The sequence below is a fragment of the Verrucomicrobiota bacterium genome, from assembly GCA_038744685.1.
In the GTDB taxonomy this organism is placed as follows: Bacteria; Verrucomicrobiota; Verrucomicrobiia; order Opitutales; family Puniceicoccaceae; genus Puniceicoccus.
On sequence record JBCDMB010000009.1, the window covers coordinates 78,380 to 96,253 of the forward strand.

The window sequence follows — 17,874 nt, forward strand, 5'->3', positions numbered from 1 at the left end:
ATGATTAGGTGGGCTGGCGATCGCTGAATAGCAGAGAAGGAGCCAAATCCGTTTTCAACTGGAAAAGAGAATATGTGTCGGAAAAGTTTTAGAAATTCCGTGATCTCGGATTTTACTGACAAAGGTTCGCTTTGCTTAATTGAGGTGTTGCAGGTCAAGCCAGGAGCGGACGATCTCCGCGACCCGCTCCACTTCATCGGTTCTGAGCTCGGGAAAAATGGGTAGACTGACACATTCCTTCGAGACCTGAATCGCGTTTGGGCAATGCCCGGGGTTTGCATATGCGAAGCAGGTTTGTTGGCTTAGGGGAAGAGGGTAGTATATTTCCGATCCGATTCCGTGGTTAGAAAGAAAGCTGCGAAAATCGTCTCTCAGACCGTGGGTAACCCTGACCGTGAACTGATTCCAAATGCATTCCTCTGGAGCACGAGCTTTCGGAAGGACCAGAAGTTTCGAAGAATCAACTTCGCTCGCTCCCGCATCTGAGTCAGCAGGAGGGAGGTGGACAAGACTGTGGTCCTTGAGACAATCCTGATAAAGAGAAGCGTTCTTCCGGCGACTTCTGTTGTAGGAGTCCAGGTGGGGGACTTTGATTCGAAGAAGAGCTGCCTGGAGAGCGTCCATCCGGAAATTGGCACCGATTTCGCCGTGGAAATACTTGGGTTTCATTCCGTGGACCCTAAGGATTTTGGCGCGGTCAAAGTCGTTATCGGATTTGGCTAAAAGAAGCCCACCATCACCAAAGCCTCCAAGGTTTTTCGTCGGGAAAAAGCTGACGGCTGCCAAATCCCCTAACATTCCAGTTGGTTTACCCTGAAATTTTGCACCGATTGATTGGGCGCAGTCTTCGATAACCACGAGGTCGTTCTTCTTCGCGATCTCGTTGATCTGGACCATGGGTGCCGCTTGACCAAACAGGTGCACCGGTACAACAGCTTTTGTCCGGTCGGTGATGCGCGACTCAAATGATTCGGGTAGCATATTGAATGTTTCCGGACAAATATCGGCAAAGACAGGACGGGCGCCCAACCTTGCTACACATCCAGCAGTGCAGAAAAAGGTAAAGTCTGGAACGATGACCTCGTCGCTGGGTCCGATTCCGGCGGTCATCATAGTAAGCAAGAGGGCGTCTGTCCCGGAACTTACCGCTAACGACCGAGTGGATTCGAACAATTCCGCCGCCTCTTCCTCCAGCTTTTCAAGCTCTTCGCCGAGAATGAACTGACCGGAACGGATGACGCGTTCCGAAGCAGCCAGAAGGTCTGGCATAAGAACGTCGTTCTGCCGAGTGAGATCGAAAAGGGGAATCTTCATAGCCCTAAGTGACAGATGACTGGTAAATATCGTGAAGTCTAATCAACCCTCGTAGAGGACCATTTGGTCTGTCCAAAACAGGAAGCACTGAAATTTGGGATTGGCGGGCCTCCATTAGCTCGGCAGCCGTTTGGAGGTCCATATTGGGGAGCGCGCAAGTAGGGCTCCTGGTCATATGGTCGACGATTTTTCCGCGGAGGAGATCTTCGTTCCTCTCGAGTCCTCGGCGCAGATCGCCGTCAGTAAAGATTCCCAACAAATTTTGTTTCTCGTCTGTTACACAGGCTGCCCCTAGAGGCTGGCGGGTCATTGCGAAAAGCACGTCTTTAACCGTGGAGCTGGGTTGAACAACAGCTACCCTATCGACCGGATGAAGAATGGACTCCACTGTCAAATGAAGAGCCTTTCCAAGTTGACCGGACGGGTGAAGGCTGAGGAAGTCCTTTCGAGTGAAACCGCGGGCAGTAACCAATGCGCCGGCAAGGGCGTCTCCCACGGATAAAGCTAGTATTGCGCTAGACGTAGGCGCTACCCCTAGGGGGTCTGCTTCCTGCTTTACCGATGCGTCTAACAGAACATCCATCCACGAAGCCATCGGGCAGTCTTTGTTACCCACGATACCAATAACAGGAGATTTTGACTGTTTGATGGCTCGCTCTAGTCGGAGGATTTCCTCGGTAGCACCAGATTTTGAGATGGCAATAACCGGATCTCCTGGAGAAAAGAGACCCAGATCACCGTGAACGGCCTCCGCTGCGTGGAGAAAGACTGCTGGCGTCCCGGTTGAGCGAAAGGTGGCTGCTATTTTTGCTCCGATATGGCCGGATTTCCCGACTCCAATAATCACAACCTTACCTTTGGAATTTTGAAGAATTTCAACCGCGCGAACAAAGTCCTCATTTAGGCGGGAGGCACCGTCTCGGATCGCTTCCGCTTCCCGCAGCATCACCTCTTGGCCTACCTCAGTAAGACTTTTCCCTTCAGCCATGGTCCTAGTAGACTTGCCCCCCTTTGTCTTGTTCAGGAAGGGAGCATTCTGACGTGGCCGCCAGACTGTCGAGGTAGTCTCGCAGGATTAGAGTTGCCGCGGCAGAGTCGACTTGTCCTGTTTTTCTTTTCTTGCGACTTTTGCGGAGATTCCAATGGCTGCCAGCTTCTTGGGAGGAATTTCTTTCATCGCATAAGTGGACGGGAAGATCAAAACGCTCGAGAAGCCGTTCGCGGAACTTGTCCACTTCTTCGGCCATTTGGCCAGCTGATCCATCTGGACGCACAGGATACCCAAGAACGAGGGCAGCAGGGGATTTCTGGGCGACAACTTTTTGAATATGGTCAAGCCGGAGAGATTCGCTTGGTTCGGTGGCCGCGGCAAGGGGCACTGGCACTCGGATATCATCGGCGAATGCTAAACCGATTCGTTTTGATCCGTAGTCAATCGCAAGCCACGACTCGCTTTCTTCCTTCATAAAACTCAAAGATAGTCTTTCCCGTTCGGGAGGCTGGTGATTTTTTTAACGAGTTGTTTGACGTCCTGAGCGCGATCTTTTGGGCAGATCAGCGTAGCATCTGGAGTGTGGACAACCATTAACCCTTCGATCCCGATTACCCCGACCAAATGTTCTTCCGTTGAAAGTAGCAGATTGTTCTTGCTGTCTTCCATGACGACGGACCCTTCGGTAACATTTTCGTCCTGATCGGCGTCGTAGTGCCTTTCGATCGCGGGCCAAGACCCAACATCGTCCCAGTCAAACGAAGAACGAACCATGACAACATTGTCGGCTTTTTCCATGACAGCGTAATCGATCGAAATTTTCGTTAGCCTTGGATACTCGCGTGGCAACACCGTAGATAGAGATTCGTTGGAAGAGAGTGCGGACCGTATTCTTCTAAGACTGTCATGTAGCTCAGGACAGTATTTCTCTATTGCCGCCAGGATCGTGGATGGCCTCCAAACGAAAATACCGCCGTTCCAGAAATAGCGATCATCCTTCAGGTAGGTTCCGGCAGTTTCCTTGTTCGGTTTTTCGACAAATTGGTCTACAAGAAAGACGCCGTTCTTTTCGCCACCATAGGTCTTGATGTAACCATATCCGGTTGCAGCAAAGGTCGGCTGGATGCCTACTGTTGCAATAACGGGTTGGTCCTCAGCGGAACTAAACGCGGCCTCTAAATCATGTCGAAAAGAGGCCTCGTCGTGAATCACATGGTCGGCTGGGAGCATTGCGAAAGCCGAATCACCCATCGAAATATCGACTAGTAGTGCAGCGAGGGCAACGGCGGGTGCTGTATCTCGACCAACGGGCTCGGCAACGATTTGCCCTTCAGGAATTTCGGGGCAGATCTCGCGCACTGCATCAGTTTGTTCAGCGTTGGTGATCACCCAGATCCTTTCAGGCGAAACAAGACCGTCCAAACGTTCAATCGTTTGCCTGAGCATTGGTTTTTCACCCACTATTGGAAGAAGGTGTTTGGGTCTGCGAAGCCGGCTTTGTGGCCAAAATCTCTCACCCCTTCCTCCAGCCATGATGACCACTGCTCTAATACGCTCCATCCAAGAAATCTACGCACCCGAAGAGGCGAGACTCAATCAATTTGATTTATGATAAAACAGACAAAAATACAAAAACCAGGTTTATTTTATTTGACAGGGTTGGTAGTTTGGCTTTGAGTCATCGTCATGAAACGAAGGCGTAGGCGTTTGGTAGAGGGGGGATTGGGCTACTACCATGTGATGAGCCGGACGGTGAATGGGGAGAGTTTGTTTGGTGAGGTGGAGAAGGAAGTGCTCCGGCGTATGCTCTGGCAGGTAGCGGAGTTTTCTGGGGTGCGTGTGGTGACCTATGCGTTGATGTCGAACCACTTCCACCTTCTGGTGGAAGTTCCTCCAAAGGGTGAGATCAGTGATGCCGAGCTGGTGAGGCGCTACGGGGTGCTCTACCCGAAGGTTAGTCCCTGGCAGCCTCTGAGCGCTTCCGCGCTCGAGAGGCTGCTGGCTACGCCCTCAGGGGAACCGGTTCGCCGGCAGCTCGTCTCCCGGATGCACGATGTCTCGTGGCTGATGAAAACGCTCAAGCAGCGCTTTAGCCTGTGGTATAACCGCACCCATGACCGCTACGGCCCCTTATGGTCGGACCGGTTCAAAAGCGTATTGGTCGAAGGAGAGAAATGGGCCCTGCAGACGGTAGCGGCCTACATCGACCTCAATGCGGTCCGGGCGGGTTTGGTGGAAGACCCGAAGGACTACCGCTACTGCGGTTACGGCGAAGCGGTTGGGGGAGGAGTCCGTGCGCGGGAAGGACTCTCTGTCTTGGGAGGGAACCTCTCCGGATACCGCCAAACGCTCTACGGAGTGGGCTCGGAGACCAAAGAGGGCAAAGCCACCGTAAGCCGCGAGGAAGCCCTCCGGGTGCTGGAGAAGGAGAAGGGCAATCTACCCCTGACGACCCTCCTGCGCTGCCGGGTGCGCTACTTTACCGACGGCAGGATCCTCGGCTCGGAAGCCTTCGTCAGAGAACAGACCAAGGCCCAGCCACCGCCCGCTTCCGGAAGACCTCCGGGACCCACGCCTATGAAAGGGGCAAACTGGCGGGGTCTCTCCACTCTCGGGGGACTTAGAAAAAATCTCTTCGGGTAGAATTCCTAATTCCAATCAATTCGTTCGTTGTCTAACTTGCCTTTCAGCTTTGAGATCAACTCGAGGTGCTTGATCTCTTCCGTTAGGTGTTCGAAAAGGATCTCGAATCTTTGGGTTACTTTGAGCGCACTCAACAATTCAAGTTTCGATGCGGTGTTGTTGATCAGAGTAAATGAAACCAGATCAGCAAGGATTTCAGGATCATCAATGCTCTCAAAAAACCGCAAGATTTCCCGTGAGAGGTTATTCCCAAGCTCGGACCGCCTCTGAATGAGCGCAGACAGCTTGTTTGCGTGTTTCTCCAAGTTTTCTGACGTATCACCCGCTTCGCTTTCAAGAGGGTTGATTGCGAAGATACGGTAGGGTTCCTCCTGGCAGGTCGTCTCAGCGTTTACCCGCAGAAGCCCTTGGACGAGGATCGAGGAGGTGCCGTCTGGGTTTTTCTGGCTTGATTGCACGAGGCCGAGAGTCGCTTGAGGGTGATAGGCTTCAAAGAGATCCTCTGATTGGGAACGCTCTTTGTCTTGGGTCGCAATAACCATGAGACGGTTTCCGTCCAAGATGTCCTCGAGCATTTTCCGGTAACGAGGTTCAAAGATATAGAGAGGCATAGTTGCCTGGGGGAATAGTACTACTTCTGGCAATGTCATCCCCGGAACCGTGTCGGGAAGGGAAAAGGAAAGGTCTGAATCCATAGCGAAGCAGTGTGAGACAGTCTTGCAGTCTAGCAAACTACAGATGAGGGTTTTACTCCACCGCCCCGTTCGCGTCTGGTCTTGGAGATCGTGAAGGAATCACCTCCAGAACTGGACTCTCATTTTTGAGGGTTCAGGGTCACTGTTTTCAGCGTAGTAAACTGCCATTTGAATGAAGGCGAACACATCAGATTCCGTCTCCGGGGCCTTTTTCAGAGCCTCATGAAAAAGCACCTCCGGGGAGCGCCCCGATAACTCATAGACCTCAGTAATACCTATGTTCAGCAATGCTCGAACAGCAGCTACCTTCATTCCCGGCACTTGCATTAACCGAGAGTGGAGTGCCTCGTAATCAACTTTTTTCTTTTTCTTCCGGTTTGAGTCAGGCTGCATCCTTTTTGCGGATATCGGTTTTTTTCCGCTTCAGGTGTGGCTTCTTCCTTCCCTCAACAACGGCTCGGTTAATGACCACCTCAATCGCAGTTGGGTCATCCGGGATGGCATACATCACCTCTAGCATGAGTTTCTCGAGGATTGATCGTAGACTCCTCGCACCCGTTCCTAACTCGATTGCCTTCTCAGCGATAGCTGCTATGGAGTCACGAGTGAATTTCAAGCGCGTTCCGTCCATCGCGAGAAGCTTCGAGTACTGTTGAAGCAGGGAGTTTTTAGTCTCGAGAAGTATGTGCTCTAGATCTTCCTTTGAAAGCTCCCGCAATACCGAAACCACTGGGAGCCGCCCAATAAACTCGGGAATTAAGCCATATTGCACCAAATCCTCTGGCTCGACGTGACTCAAAATTTCTTCTTCTTCCTTTGGGGTAGGATGGAGCCCGTTGTCCTCCATCTCATCGAGAGTGAATCCGACAAAGGATTTGGCTGAGCGTCTTAAAATCATTTTATCGAGTCCGACAAAAGCACCTCCGCAAACAAAGAGGATTTTTGAGGTGTCGACCTGGATATATTCTTGGTTGGGGTGTTTCCGTCCTCCTTGGGGCGGAACGTTGCAGACAGTTCCCTCGAGGATCTTGAGGAGAGCTTGCTGCACCCCCTCCCCAGATACGTCTCGCGTTATTGATACGTTGTCGGTCTTCCGCCCAATCTTATCAATTTCGTCTACGTAAATAATACCACACTCGGCCTTTTTGGGGTCAAAATCTGCCGACTGCAGTAACCTTAGGATGATGTTCTCTACATCGTCTCCCACATACCCTGCCTCGGTAAGCGTAGTAGCGTCTGCTATCGCGAAAGGCACGTCCAGCATCGTCGCGAGAGTCTTGGCGAGAAATGTTTTCCCGCTACCGGTAGGCCCGATCAGAAGAACGTTACTTTTCTCGATTTCAACTTCAGGGAACTCGGTGGAAAAATCGTTTTCCTCTGCGTTTACCTGGAGCCGCTTGTAGTGATTGTAGACGGCTACAGAGAGAGTCTTTTTTGCCTCATCCTGCCCAATGATGTGGCGGTCAAGGTTCGCTTTGATTTCTGAAGGCCGAAGGAGGTTGAACTCGTTTTCCTTTTCTTTCGGCTTTTTGATCTCTTCCCCAAGTTCTCGGTCGATGATCGTTTTGCATACGGTAACACACGAGTCACAGATGTACACACCAGCGGGTCCAGCGATCATCTTCTGCACCTCATTCTGTGACTTACCACAAAATGAGCAGAAGGTCATTTTAGTAGGTTTTGCCATTAAGCCTTTTCAGGAACCGCCTCTTTGGGGCTCGCGATCACGTGATCTACAAGACCATACTCTTTCGCGTCAGGAGCCGAGAGGTAGAAATCCCTCTCTGAGTCCTTTTCGATCTTCTTAACGCTCTGCCCGGTGTGTTCGGAGAGGACCTCACTCAGAGTTCGTTTCCAACGGAGAATTTCTTTCGCTGCAATGGAAATGTCAGCAGTCTGACCCCCGGCACCCCCAGAGGGCTGATGAATCATCAGTCTGCTGTTTGGAAGTGCGTAACGTTTCCCTTTGGTTCCTGCTGCCACGAGAACGGTTGCCATGCTTGCAGCCAAGCCTACGCAGTAAGTCACAACATCGCACTTTACAAAGTTAACGGTGTCGTAGATCGCCATCCCATCCGTAACGCTCCCGCCGGGAGAGTTGATGTAGAGGTGAATTTCTTTCTTGGGATCCTCCATTTGCAGAAACAACAACTGGGCGATCACAGCATTCGCAACGTAGTCATTTATGGGAGTTCCAATGAAGATGATACGATCGCGCAACAGACGGCTGTAGATGTCCCATGCCCGCTCGTTGCGGCCTTCGCGCTCGTAGACGTAAGGGAGTGGTAGATAGCTCACGGTAGTGTGTTTGGTTTAATCAAAGTATAGCGGGTACGAACTACCAACATTGGTATTCTTGCAAGTTGGATTAGGAATTGGGTTCAGACTCTGTGATTTCCGCATAGTCGATCACTTTTCCGACGGCTTTACTTCGGCGAATGCTTCTCTGAATGTCCAAGACGCGAGATCGATCCTTCTGCAGCTCCTTTACAATGTCATCAGGGGCTCGTCTCGTCTGCATTGCGTAGCTGTAGAGAAAGTTACTCATATCTTCTTCAGTGACCTCAACGTCCTCTTTTTCTGCGATGTCGTCGAGGAGAAGATCGAGCCTCACTTTCTTTAGGGCCTCTTCTGAAGCACTTGCAAATAGAGCTTCCCTGTTCTGTTCGAAATCTTCCTGACTAGCTCCCTGTTGCATTTGGCGCCCCATGTAGTTGGAAAGAATCTGGTTGGTTTCATTCTCGATCAGGCTCTCGGGAGCGGAAAATGTCACCATATCTCCCAGCTTTTGGGTCACTGTTTGACGCAACTGGTTTTGAGCCGTTTGCTCTTTCTGGTTTTTGAGAGATTCGGCGGTTTGCTCTTGAAGTTTCTCGAGGGATTCAACGTTGAGCGATTTGAAAAAATCTTCGTCCAGTTCCGGCAACTTCCTTTCCCGAACTTCCAAAACTTCGAGCGAGTAGACTATTTTTTTTCCGCGAAGAAATTCGACTTCGTGATCGTCTCCAAACGCTGCCTCTACGTCCTTAGTTTCTCCGTCCTTCATGCCTACCAGAGCCTGAGCAATCTCACTCACTCCAGGAGTCTCATCACTGGATCCAGCTTCTTCCCAGGTGTTCTTTTGGGTTCCGTAAATAGGACGATCAGAGACCTCCTCTGCGATAGGATTCCCATCGTACTTTCCCTCGTAGGAGCATCGCACGTAGTCTCCTGCTTCGGCTGGACGATCCACCTTCGTAAAGTCTGCCCTTTGAGCCCTTGTGGCTTCAATCGCTTCTTCCACCTCTTCATCAGTGACGGTCGATGGTTCCCGCTCCAATTCAATTCCTTTATATTCGGGAATTTCATAGCTCGGTTTGATGTCGATGGTCAGGGTGAGCACGGGGGTCCCAGACGCTTCGAGGTCGGGATCGTCAACTGAGACCACGTTGAGGATTTTTAGATCAGACTCCTTCTCGAGTCTCTGATAGCCCGTCTGGACTACTTTCCGCTTGAGCTCCTCTTTAATCTCGCGGCCATATCGTTTGCGAAGGAGGGCCTCAGGGGCTTTGCCGGGGCGAAAGCCAGGGATCTTTGCCTGTCGGCCAAACTCTATCAGAATCGTCTTTTCCTCTTTGGTGACTTCATCGGGCGAAAACGTTACAGAGACTTCCCGGCGGGTCTCATTCACTTCTTTAATGTCTAGGTCCACTTCTAATCTTGTCTTGGTTGGTATGAAAACGGGAGAAAGAAGACCACGTGGAAGTTGGGGTCAAACTCTGAATCCGCAAGCAATTCGGAAGCCGCTTCGCTTCTTAGGAGCACCACACGCGGGTAAATTGTGCGCTCTTAAAACTCAAGAATGCTGTTTGCATCCTTCTCCCGCTCCTCACTCTGCCGTTCCAAATTGTCGATGCTCGAGTCCGCTTCGGTGACCAAAGAACCTCCGAGAAAAACGGCACCTGTGACACAGGCGTAGGACATGATGGTGCAAAGAACGGTCGAGCCCTCTGAGATTCCCAGCATAAAACGGGTCAGAATCAGTGTTGCCAAAAAACCTCCCAAAACGGCACCTGCAATCGGTAGGTATTCCCTGACGGGGCCCGCACTTAATGCAGGAACTGCGTAAATGTTCACAGCGATCGAACCCGCAAGGGCTGCCACTCCGGGAAGAACCAGCGCAAAAAAAGTTAGAATAAACCCTCTTTTCGCGGAGAAAATGAAACTAGCGATTAGCCACCCAAGAATCAGAAGCGTTCCGAGAGCGATTCCGCTGGTAATCCAGAAGGGTGTAGAACCAAATGGGGAGCCAAACAGGTGTTCAAGAAGAAGTTTGAGCTCAGAAATCCACTTACTCATAGCCGCTATGATACGAAAGGAGATCGCTTTGACACGAGGCTATTCTTGGATCTTCGGGGTAGTTTTGGGGACAGAGTCGGGTGTGGAATTCCAGGACGTCCAGACCTTTCCGTAAGTCACCCATTGGTCCTTCTTAGACCTACGGAACCAGGAGAAAGAAGGCCGAATTTTCGGAAATGTTCAGGTGTGGGGTTGCCATGCTTTCCGGATTTTATCAAAACGGTGCTCCATGGCAGACACGAAACCGCCCGCTGGTAAATTCATCTTCGTAACTGGTGGGGTGGTGTCCTCTCTTGGCAAGGGCCTTACCTCGGCGGCATTGGGAGCACTTCTCGAACAGAGGGGGTTTTCCGTGAGGATCCAGAAGTTCGATCCTTACCTCAACGTGGATCCCGGTACCATGAGCCCGTTTCAGCATGGCGAGGTCTATGTTCTGGACGACGGAGCGGAGACTGACCTCGATTTGGGGCACTACGAAAGGTTTACCTCCTGCAAGCTAAGCCGTTTCAATAATCTAACATCCGGCCAAATATATGAGTCGGTCATACAGAAGGAAAGGCGAGGAGACTACCTGGGAAAAACAGTTCAGGTAATCCCGCACGTCACGAACGAAATCAAAGAGCGGATCTATGCCGCAGGGGAAGATGTCGATATTCTAATCACTGAGATCGGCGGCACAATCGGTGATATTGAGGGTTTGCCGTTCCTCGAGGCGATGCGTCAGTTCGCCTTGGAGATCGGGGAAGACAACCGTCTGTTTATCCACGTCACTCTGCTTCCGTTTCTCAAGGCAGCTGGTGAACTAAAGACCAAGCCGAGCCAGATGAGTGTCGCTAAGTTGAGAGAGATTGGAATTCAGCCTGATATTCTTGTTTGCCGTACAGAGGAGCCGATCCCGGAAGACCTTCGTCAAAAACTGAGCTTGTTCTGTAACGTTTCGCAACCTGCGGTGATCGAGGAGTTGGATGTTGAGTCGTCGATTTACGAACTGCCACTCATGCTTCAGCGTGAGAATATGGACTCGCTTGTGGTGAGGGGCCTCCGGTTGCCTGATGACCGGCCGAAAGAGGGAGTATGGCAGGACGTGGTGAGGCGCCTTAGATTCCCCAAGAAGAGGATCCGGGTAGGTGTTGTGGGGAAGTACATCGAACTCCAGGATGCTTACAAATCCGTATATGAATCCCTAACTCACGGGGGAATCGCCAATGATTGCGGCATCGACGTAGTGCGTTTGGATTCGGAAGCCATACAGGAGGAGATACCTGACGAATTTTTAGAGCTCGACGGAATTTTGGTTCCCGGAGGGTTTGGCGATAGAGGAATCGAAGGGAAAATTGCGGCAGTTCGGCTGGCCCGTGAAAACAAAATTCCTTACTTGGGACTTTGTTTGGGAATGCAGGTGGCTGTGATTGAGTTTGCGCGCAACGTGGCCGATCTCGCGGGAGCAAATAGTACAGAATTTGAGCCAAAGCCCACCTTTCCGGTGATTGATTTGATGGAGGATCAGAGGGGACAAACCGCGAAAGGCGCTACTATGCGCCTAGGTGCTTACGAATGTTCGCTCGTACCGGGCACTAGATCGGCAAGTGCCTATGGAATGGACACTGTCAGGGAGAGACACCGGCACAGGTATGAATTCAATAACGACTATCTGAGCCAGTTGGAGGAGTCTGGACTAGTCATCGCAGGAAAAAATCCAGCTCGTAACCTTGTGGAAATCATTGAATTACCCGACCACCCGTTTTTTGTGGGAGTTCAGTTTCATCCGGAATTTCAATCGAAGCCAAGTTCGGCCCACCCGCTCTTTTCGGAGTTTGTATCTGCGGCTATTCAGAGGCGCAGTCAGGTCTAGACCTTCGCGGATTCGGTGTAATAAGGAGAGTAGAGTATGAGCGCTGAGAACATTCATCCGGTCTTTGATCAAATCCTTGGTCGTTTGGACAAAGAAAAGATCCTTGGACAGAAGTCACTCGTCGTTTGGCTTTACGGTCTTTCCGGATCCGGGAAGAGCACGATCGCCAACCTTGTAGAGAGGAAGCTTCATTCGGAAGGCCGGATGACTCAGATTTTGGACGGAGATAACATTCGAAGTGGCCTAAACTCAAATCTCGGTTTTTCCGACGAGGACAGGAGGGAGAATATCCGTCGCATTGCTGAGGTGGCCCGTTTGTTTCTAGATGCCGGCGTTCTTACGATCGCCTCGTTTATCTCGCCCAAAATTGAGCTTCGGGAGATGGCCAGGGAGATTGTTGGTAGGAATGACTTTTTGGAGGTTTACGTGAGGGCGTCGTTCGAGGAGTGCGCTCGCCGTGACGTCAAAGGGCTCTATGCAAAGGCACAAGGTGGTAAGGTTGAGAACTTCACGGGGAAGGATTCCGGCTTTGAAGAACCTCCTGAGAACTCGTCTGCAGTTGTAATTGATACAGAGAGACAGAGTGCAGAGGAATCCGCGTCTTTCCTTTTGGAAACTATCCGAAAACGCATCTAAGAAGGGTTTCTGGGGCGGAAAATAGGTTTTTTCGCTCTCTGGTAAGTGGTTGGAGAACTTGGTTTTTTCCTTTCCCGTTCACCCCGCTTGTGCTTTTTTCGCGGTTTTGTCATGAGCAGATCCTACAAGATTCGTCATCTGGAACAGTTGGAATCGGAGGCGATATTCGTCCTCCGGGAAACGGCTGCTCAGTTTGAGCGGCCTGTTATTCTTTTTTCGGGGGGTAAAGATTCCATCGTTGTTGCACGACTCGCCCAAAAGGCCTTTTGGCCAGCTCGTCCGCCGATGCCTTTCATGCACGTCGACACCGGGCACAACTTCTTGGAAACTATCGAATTTCGGGATCAGTTTATTGAGGATATCGGCGGGAAACTGATTGTAGCTTCCGTTCAGGAGTCGATCGATCAGGGGAGGGTCGCCGAGGAAAAAGGCCCTAACGCTAGTCGGAATGCGCTGCAGACAGTAACCCTTCTCGACGCCATCGAGGAGCATCGTTTCGACGCGGCAGTAGGAGGAGCCCGCCGGGACGAGGAGAAGGCTCGTGCCAAGGAACGGTTCTTTTCGCATCGGGACGAGTTTGGTCAATGGGACCCCAAAAACCAGAGACCAGAACTTTGGAATTTGTTCAATGCCCGTAAGTCTCCGGGAGAGCACTTCCGCGTTTTCCCTCTTTCCAACTGGACCGAGATGGATGTCTGGCAATACATCCTGCGGGAGGAAATTCCGATCCCAAGTATTTATTTTTCGCACGAACGGGAGGTGATCGAAAGAAACGGAGTCCTTCTGGCTGTGACTGATTTCCTTGTCCCCGGGAAAGATGAGGTGGCCGAGAAGAAGCGGGTTCGGTTTCGGACGGTGGGAGACGCGACCTGCACGGGTGCAGTGGAGTCTCCGGCAAACACCTTGGAGGAGATTATCGACGAGGTAGCTTCTGCACGGCAAACGGAGCGTGGAGGAAGAGCGGACGACAAGCGGTCTGAGTCCGCGATGGAAGACAGGAAAAAGGAAGGATATTTTTGATGGTTACTGACGAGGGATACATGGACATGGACCTCCTGCGGTTTACAACCGCCGGGAGTGTCGACGACGGGAAGAGCACTTTGATCGGGCGTTTGATGTTCGACACGAAGACAATCTTTGAAGACCAGCTCGAAGCGATAGAAAAGAGCAGTAAGCAGCGTGGAGACGAGAATGTTAATCTTGCTCTGTTGACTGATGGTTTACGCGCTGAAAGGGAGCAGGGGATCACGATCGATGTGGCGTATCGTTACTTTGCCACGCCGAAGCGAAAGTTTATTATCGCTGATACTCCCGGGCACATTCAATACACCCGGAACATGGTAACTGGTGCCTCAACGGCGAATCTCGCAATCATTTTGATTGATGCAAGAAAAGGTGTGATTGAGCAGACCTGTCGGCACTCCTTCATCGCTTCCCTCCTTCGGATCGAGCATGTGGTGCTTTGTATCAACAAAATGGATCTCGTCGACTACTCTGAGGAACGTTACCTCGAGATTGTAAGCGAGTTCACTGATTTTGCTTCACGCCTGCAGATTAAAGATATGACTTTTATTCCGATCAGTGCGCTTCACGGAGACAACGTGGTGAACCGATCTGAAAACACGCCTTGGTATGAGGGGGCCTCGCTTCTTTACCATCTCGAGAATGTCTACATCGGACCGGATGCAAACCATGTTGACGCCCGCTTACCCGTGCAGTGGGTGATCAGGCCTCATTCCGAAAAGTATCACGATTATCGCGGCTATGCAGGACGTATCGCAGGGGGAGTCTTCAAGCCTGGTGATGAAGTGACTGTCTTGCCCTCTGGTTTCGTATCGAAGATCGAATCAATTGATCGCTACGAGGAGAAGGTCGAAGAAGCGTTTTCGCCGATGTCAGTGGCTATTCGTCTTGAGGACGAAATCGATATCAGCAGGGGAGACATGATTGTGAAGCCAAACAACCAGCCAAATGTTACCCAGGATGTGGACGCGATGATTTGTTGGTTCTCTGCCGAAAACAAGCTTCAGCCAAGAGGGAAGTATGTGATTCGCCATACGACAAAAACCGCGAAAACGGTGGTGAAGAACATCCAGTATAAGGTCGACATCAACACCCTTCACAAAATTGAAGATGACCTTTCGATTGGGATGAATGATATTGCCCGGGTGCAGCTACGAACGTCAGAACCTCTATTCACGGATTCCTACCGAAGAAACCGGATCACAGGGAGTTTTATCTTGATTGAAGAGTTTACGAACAAGACGGTCGCTGCTGGCATGATACGTTAAGGGTATCCAAAGGGGACAATCCATGGATGGTTCGTTCCTCGGAGTTCTAGGTGTCACCCTTCCGGTTTTTCTCCTCGTAGGCCTGGGGATCTTTCTCAGGGGGAAGGCACTTCTGGGCGAAGAGAGTGAACGTTCACTACTGAGAGTCGTCGTTTTAGTCTTTTATCCTGCTTTGATTTTCGAGGCAGTAGCCCCTTCGGAAATCCCTCTTCCAGTAAGCCTAGTCACCTTGTCTGTAAGCACAGGGGCCATCTCAATCCTACTGGGTTTTTGGGTATCATGGGTGTTCGCCCCAAGGTTCGGTCTTCAGGAGGGGAGCGGAAGGAGAGCCTTCTCGTTTGCAACTGGCGTCTACAACTACGGCTACCTTCCCATTCCACTGGTGATCGCGTTTTACGGAGCATCCGATGGGACCCTGGCGACTCTTTTTGTCTTCAATGCAGGTGTAGATTTAGCGTTCTGGTCAGTGGGAGTGTTGATCATCCAAGGGGCATTCAATCGAGGCAGTTTCAAGAAGTTGATCAATCCACCGCTACTTGGATTGATAGTCGGGCTCGGTTTTCACTACTCGGGTCTTTACGGCTATTTGCCGGGATTTGTTCGAGTATTTCTCGGTTACCTTGCGACGATTGCAGTTCCCCTTGGGATCATTCTGGCGGGTTGTTCGATAGGCGGCTTATTGCGAAAGGACGTTTTCCGTTCCGGGTGGAATGTGGTTTACGGAGCGTGCCTCGTTCGCCTGTTTATCCTTCCTATTCTGTTTCTTTTAGTGGCAGTGCTGCTACCTCTCCCGAGTGAGCTCTCTCGTGTCGTGCTGATTCAGGCTGCTATGCCGGCGGGTCTTTTTCCGGTAATTGTGACGGCCTTTTACGGAGGCAGGAAAGATGTTGCCGTAAGGGTGGCGGTCTCCACGATTGTCGTGTCTGTCTTGACAACGCCCCTCTGGATCAGCGTCGCAAAATTCTTTTATCCGGGTATTCTTTAGGAGGAATTTCCCTTGCGATCCGTGGTTTGGTCTTTTCCCTTTTTCCCGTGGAGAGGTTAGCCGAACGATGTTGCGAACCCGTGAAGGTCGCTGTGATTGATTACGGCATGGGTAATCTGCGAAGCGTTGGGAAAGCCTTCGAGGCGGTTGGAGGAGAGGTTTCTGTTGTTGAGAGTCCATGTCCTGAGGGAAACTTGGATGCGCTGGTTCTGCCTGGGGTTGGAGCTCTCGGTGATTGCGTAGACGCTCTTCGAGAGACCGGAATGGACGAATGGATTCGGAATTGGATCAAAGAGGACCGGCCGTTTTTTGGAATTTGTTTGGGTTTCCAGGCCCTCTTTGATCACTCCGAAGAGGGAAACGTAAAAGGGTTGGGTATATTCAGTGGACGGGTAGAGAGATTTCGGATCAACCCCTCCCTAAAGGTTCCTCACATGGGTTGGAACTCCGTTCGATTTCTTCAGAAAGACGACCCGTTTCAGAAACATTTGTGTAGCGGTGACCAGTTTTATTTTGATCACACCTACTGCGTTGTGCCCGATGAGAAAAAGTGGATATGGTGTAGCACGGATTACGGTGGAGAGTTTGCGAGTGGAATCGCGAGCGGGAATTGCGTCGCCACCCAGTTTCATCCGGAGAAAAGTCAGGCTAAAGGTTTGCAAATCTACCGAAATTTTCTGAACCATGCGGGGAGCAACTCGGGAGTATGCTCCTGACCTATGGTGATTTGACCGATTAATTCTATGGAAGACAAAGCAACCCTCTCGATTGGTGACAAATCCTATGATTGTCCCGTGATAACGGGAACCGAGGATGAAAAAGCTTTTGATATACGAAAGATCCGAGCGGAGTCCGGATTCATTTCCTTCGATGAGGGTTATGGAAACACGGGATCGTGTCAGAGTGAGATCACTTACATCGATGGAGAGAAGGGAATCTTACGTTATCGCGGTTATCCGATTGAGGAGCTTGCGGCTGGTTCATCATTTCTTGAGAGCACCTACCTGATCATTTACGGAGAACTTCCTTCGGAGGGCGAGTTGGAGAAGTTCAGACAGAAAGTCCGGAGCAACGCTGCAATCCACACAGGGATGAAGGACCACTTTGACGGCTTTCCACTGAACGCCAATCCCATGGCAGTCCTCTCGGCGATGCTAAATTCCCTGGGATGCTACTATCCGGAAATGGCGACAAACAATCGTCAACAAGACTTGGACCAATTCGATGAGGCTGCGGCGGTCCTGATTTCGAAGGTAAGGACGATTGCGGCTTTGTCTTACCGGATGAGAATGGGTAAGCCGTTTGTTTACCCGAAGAAGAACGTTCGCTACTGCGATAACTTCCTTCACATGATGTTCTCGGACCCGTACGACGAGTTTGAAGACACCGCAGGATTGTCAGAAGCACTCGATTTGTTTCTGCTTCTGCATGCCGACCACGAGCAGAATTGCAGCACCTCAACGGTGCGGATGGTGGCTAGTGGAGGAGCAAATCTTTTCGCTTCCGTTTCGGCGGGGGTATGCGCTCTCTGGGGACCTTCCCACGGGGGTGCGAACCAAGCAGTGATTTCGATGCTCGAGCAGATCCACGAGTCGGGCGATGACGGCATGAAATTTATCGAGGCTGCCAAATCGGGCAAGGCGAAGTTGATGGGTTTTGGCCACCGGGTTTACAAGAATTATGATCCCCGCGCCAAGATACTTGGGGAAGCGGCTGAGAGGGTGCTTTCAGCCGTTGGTGTCGAGGAGGATCCACTGTTGAAAATAGCGCGCAACCTCGAACGGACCGCTTTAGAGGACGAATATTTTGTGGAGCGAAAGCTGTATCCCAATGTTGATTTTTACAGTGGCCTTATCTTGAAAGCCGCCGGTATACCGGTCGAGTTTTTCACGGTCATGTTTGCGATCGGCCGGATGCCTGGGTGGTTGGCAAATTGGCGCGAAATTGCGAGTGATCCAAAGAGTCGAATTCATCGTCCGCGTCAGATTTACCAGGGTCCGGCTCTCAGGAGTTACGTTCCCGTTGTTAAAAGAAGCTAAGCTGCAGGTGAATCCGTTTTTGTGATTCGCAAAAACGCTGACCTTTCGGAGCCAAGAGTCTTCCCAATCTGGTGGCCTCGTGGACAGCGG

Annotated in this window: 18 protein-coding genes; 8 read left to right on the top strand and 10 right to left on the bottom strand. The window is 51.2% G+C overall.

The window, feature by feature from the left end; translation table 11 throughout:
* Positions 1-135: 135 nt before the first annotated feature.
* From AAGJ81_07425 to AAGJ81_07440, 4 genes are read right to left on the bottom strand one after another with little or no spacing between them, the layout of a single operon-like run.
* Positions 136-1,314: a DegT/DnrJ/EryC1/StrS family aminotransferase gene (locus AAGJ81_07425; GenBank protein MEM0965958.1), complete on the bottom strand. Its 1,179-nt coding sequence runs from the start codon at positions 1,312-1,314 to the stop codon at positions 136-138.
* A gap of 4 nt (positions 1,315-1,318) precedes the next feature.
* Entirely contained in the window at positions 1,319-2,302 is a 984-nt protein-coding gene (locus tag AAGJ81_07430) for a KpsF/GutQ family sugar-phosphate isomerase (protein ID MEM0965959.1), read from the bottom strand.
* 4 nt (positions 2,303-2,306) lie between these two features.
* Positions 2,307-2,780, bottom strand: coding sequence for a Holliday junction resolvase RuvX (ruvX, locus tag AAGJ81_07435; GenBank protein MEM0965960.1), 474 nt, complete (start codon positions 2,778-2,780; stop codon positions 2,307-2,309).
* A gap of 5 nt (positions 2,781-2,785) precedes the next feature.
* Positions 2,786-3,865, bottom strand: coding sequence for a sugar phosphate nucleotidyltransferase (locus AAGJ81_07440; protein ID MEM0965961.1), 1,080 nt, complete (start codon positions 3,863-3,865; stop codon positions 2,786-2,788).
* A gap of 126 nt (positions 3,866-3,991) precedes the next feature.
* On the opposite strand from AAGJ81_07440, the gene AAGJ81_07445 reads away from it, so the two are divergent.
* A complete protein-coding gene (locus AAGJ81_07445; GenBank protein MEM0965962.1) occupies positions 3,992-4,948 on the top strand; it encodes a transposase in 957 nt (318 codons plus the stop codon).
* 5 nt (positions 4,949-4,953) lie between these two features.
* Here the strand turns inward: AAGJ81_07445 and AAGJ81_07450 are convergent, their stop codons facing one another.
* The 6 genes from AAGJ81_07450 to AAGJ81_07475 all read right to left on the bottom strand — a co-directional run bounded on the left by AAGJ81_07450 (position 4,954) and on the right by AAGJ81_07475 (position 9,981).
* On the bottom strand, positions 4,954-5,643 hold the full coding sequence (locus AAGJ81_07450; protein ID MEM0965963.1) for an LON peptidase substrate-binding domain-containing protein: 690 nt from the start codon (positions 5,641-5,643) through the stop codon (positions 4,954-4,956).
* A 99-nt stretch (positions 5,644-5,742) separates the two neighbouring features.
* A complete protein-coding gene (locus AAGJ81_07455) occupies positions 5,743-6,036 on the bottom strand; it encodes a hypothetical protein (GenBank protein MEM0965964.1) in 294 nt (97 codons plus the stop codon).
* A complete protein-coding gene (gene clpX, locus AAGJ81_07460) occupies positions 6,026-7,330 on the bottom strand; it encodes an ATP-dependent Clp protease ATP-binding subunit ClpX (GenBank protein ID MEM0965965.1) in 1,305 nt (434 codons plus the stop codon). The genes AAGJ81_07455 and clpX overlap by 11 nt, the downstream gene beginning before the upstream one ends.
* The gene (locus AAGJ81_07465) at positions 7,330-7,941 is read right to left on the bottom strand and encodes an ATP-dependent Clp protease proteolytic subunit (GenBank protein ID MEM0965966.1); all 612 of its coding nucleotides are present in this window, start codon (positions 7,939-7,941) and stop codon (positions 7,330-7,332) included. Before AAGJ81_07465 ends, clpX begins: the two co-directional genes overlap by 1 nt.
* Before the next feature lie 70 nt (positions 7,942-8,011).
* Positions 8,012-9,334, bottom strand: a complete 1,323-nt coding sequence (gene tig, locus AAGJ81_07470) for a trigger factor (GenBank protein ID MEM0965967.1) — start codon at positions 9,332-9,334, stop codon at positions 8,012-8,014.
* Between the two features lie 137 nt (positions 9,335-9,471).
* Positions 9,472-9,981 (bottom strand): hypothetical protein, encoded by a 510-nt coding sequence (locus tag AAGJ81_07475; protein MEM0965968.1) that lies wholly within the window; start codon positions 9,979-9,981, stop codon positions 9,472-9,474.
* Between the two features lie 229 nt (positions 9,982-10,210).
* Here AAGJ81_07475 and AAGJ81_07480 point away from each other — a divergent pair, with 229 nt between their 5' ends.
* The 7 genes from AAGJ81_07480 (at position 10,211) to AAGJ81_07510 (ending at position 17,784) form a co-directional block, all read left to right on the top strand.
* Complete coding sequence (locus tag AAGJ81_07480; protein MEM0965969.1) at positions 10,211-11,833, top strand: CTP synthase; 1,623 nt, start codon at positions 10,211-10,213, stop codon at positions 11,831-11,833.
* A gap of 36 nt (positions 11,834-11,869) precedes the next feature.
* Positions 11,870-12,469, top strand: coding sequence for an adenylyl-sulfate kinase (gene cysC, locus AAGJ81_07485; protein MEM0965970.1), 600 nt, complete (start codon positions 11,870-11,872; stop codon positions 12,467-12,469).
* A gap of 111 nt (positions 12,470-12,580) precedes the next feature.
* The gene (gene cysD / locus AAGJ81_07490) at positions 12,581-13,489 is read left to right on the top strand and encodes a sulfate adenylyltransferase subunit CysD (protein MEM0965971.1); all 909 of its coding nucleotides are present in this window, start codon (positions 12,581-12,583) and stop codon (positions 13,487-13,489) included.
* Positions 13,489-14,760 carry a GTP-binding protein gene (locus tag AAGJ81_07495; protein ID MEM0965972.1) on the top strand — a complete coding sequence of 424 codons (1,272 nt, stop codon included), beginning with the start codon at positions 13,489-13,491 and terminating at the stop codon, positions 14,758-14,760. The genes cysD and AAGJ81_07495 overlap by 1 nt, the downstream gene beginning before the upstream one ends.
* A 22-nt stretch (positions 14,761-14,782) precedes the next feature.
* On the top strand, positions 14,783-15,745 hold the full coding sequence (locus tag AAGJ81_07500; GenBank protein MEM0965973.1) for an AEC family transporter: 963 nt from the start codon (positions 14,783-14,785) through the stop codon (positions 15,743-15,745).
* An 80-nt stretch (positions 15,746-15,825) separates the two neighbouring features.
* Positions 15,826-16,461 carry an imidazole glycerol phosphate synthase subunit HisH gene (gene hisH / locus AAGJ81_07505; GenBank protein ID MEM0965974.1) on the top strand — a complete coding sequence of 212 codons (636 nt, stop codon included), beginning with the start codon at positions 15,826-15,828 and terminating at the stop codon, positions 16,459-16,461.
* Between the two features lie 27 nt (positions 16,462-16,488).
* Positions 16,489-17,784, top strand: coding sequence for a citrate synthase (locus tag AAGJ81_07510; GenBank protein MEM0965975.1), 1,296 nt, complete (start codon positions 16,489-16,491; stop codon positions 17,782-17,784).
* The last annotated feature ends 90 nt before the right edge of the window (positions 17,785-17,874 follow it).

Excerpts from the sequence above, each read along its gene's own strand:
- AAGJ81_07425 (MEM0965958.1), bottom strand. The coding sequence starts at position 1,314 with ATGAAGATTCCCCTTTTCGATCTCACTCGGCAGAACGACGTTCTTATG.
- AAGJ81_07430 (MEM0965959.1), bottom strand. The coding sequence starts at position 2,302 with ATGGCTGAAGGGAAAAGTCTTACTGAGGTAGGCCAAGAGGTGATGCTG.
- ruvX (MEM0965960.1), bottom strand. The coding sequence starts at position 2,780 with ATGAAGGAAGAAAGCGAGTCGTGGCTTGCGATTGACTACGGATCAAAA.
- AAGJ81_07440 (MEM0965961.1), bottom strand. The coding sequence starts at position 3,865 with ATGGAGCGTATTAGAGCAGTGGTCATCATGGCTGGAGGAAGGGGTGAG.
- AAGJ81_07445 (MEM0965962.1), top strand. The coding sequence starts at position 3,992 with ATGAAACGAAGGCGTAGGCGTTTGGTAGAGGGGGGATTGGGCTACTAC.
- AAGJ81_07450 (MEM0965963.1), bottom strand. The coding sequence starts at position 5,643 with ATGGATTCAGACCTTTCCTTTTCCCTTCCCGACACGGTTCCGGGGATG.
- AAGJ81_07455 (MEM0965964.1), bottom strand. The coding sequence starts at position 6,036 with ATGCAGCCTGACTCAAACCGGAAGAAAAAGAAAAAAGTTGATTACGAG.
- clpX (MEM0965965.1), bottom strand. The coding sequence starts at position 7,330 with ATGGCAAAACCTACTAAAATGACCTTCTGCTCATTTTGTGGTAAGTCA.
- AAGJ81_07475 (MEM0965968.1), bottom strand. The coding sequence starts at position 9,981 with ATGAGTAAGTGGATTTCTGAGCTCAAACTTCTTCTTGAACACCTGTTT.
- AAGJ81_07480 (MEM0965969.1), top strand. The coding sequence starts at position 10,211 with ATGGCAGACACGAAACCGCCCGCTGGTAAATTCATCTTCGTAACTGGT.
- cysC (MEM0965970.1), top strand. The coding sequence starts at position 11,870 with ATGAGCGCTGAGAACATTCATCCGGTCTTTGATCAAATCCTTGGTCGT.
- cysD (MEM0965971.1), top strand. The coding sequence starts at position 12,581 with ATGAGCAGATCCTACAAGATTCGTCATCTGGAACAGTTGGAATCGGAG.
- AAGJ81_07495 (MEM0965972.1), top strand. The coding sequence starts at position 13,489 with ATGGTTACTGACGAGGGATACATGGACATGGACCTCCTGCGGTTTACA.
- AAGJ81_07500 (MEM0965973.1), top strand. The coding sequence starts at position 14,783 with ATGGATGGTTCGTTCCTCGGAGTTCTAGGTGTCACCCTTCCGGTTTTT.
- AAGJ81_07510 (MEM0965975.1), top strand. The coding sequence starts at position 16,489 with ATGGAAGACAAAGCAACCCTCTCGATTGGTGACAAATCCTATGATTGT.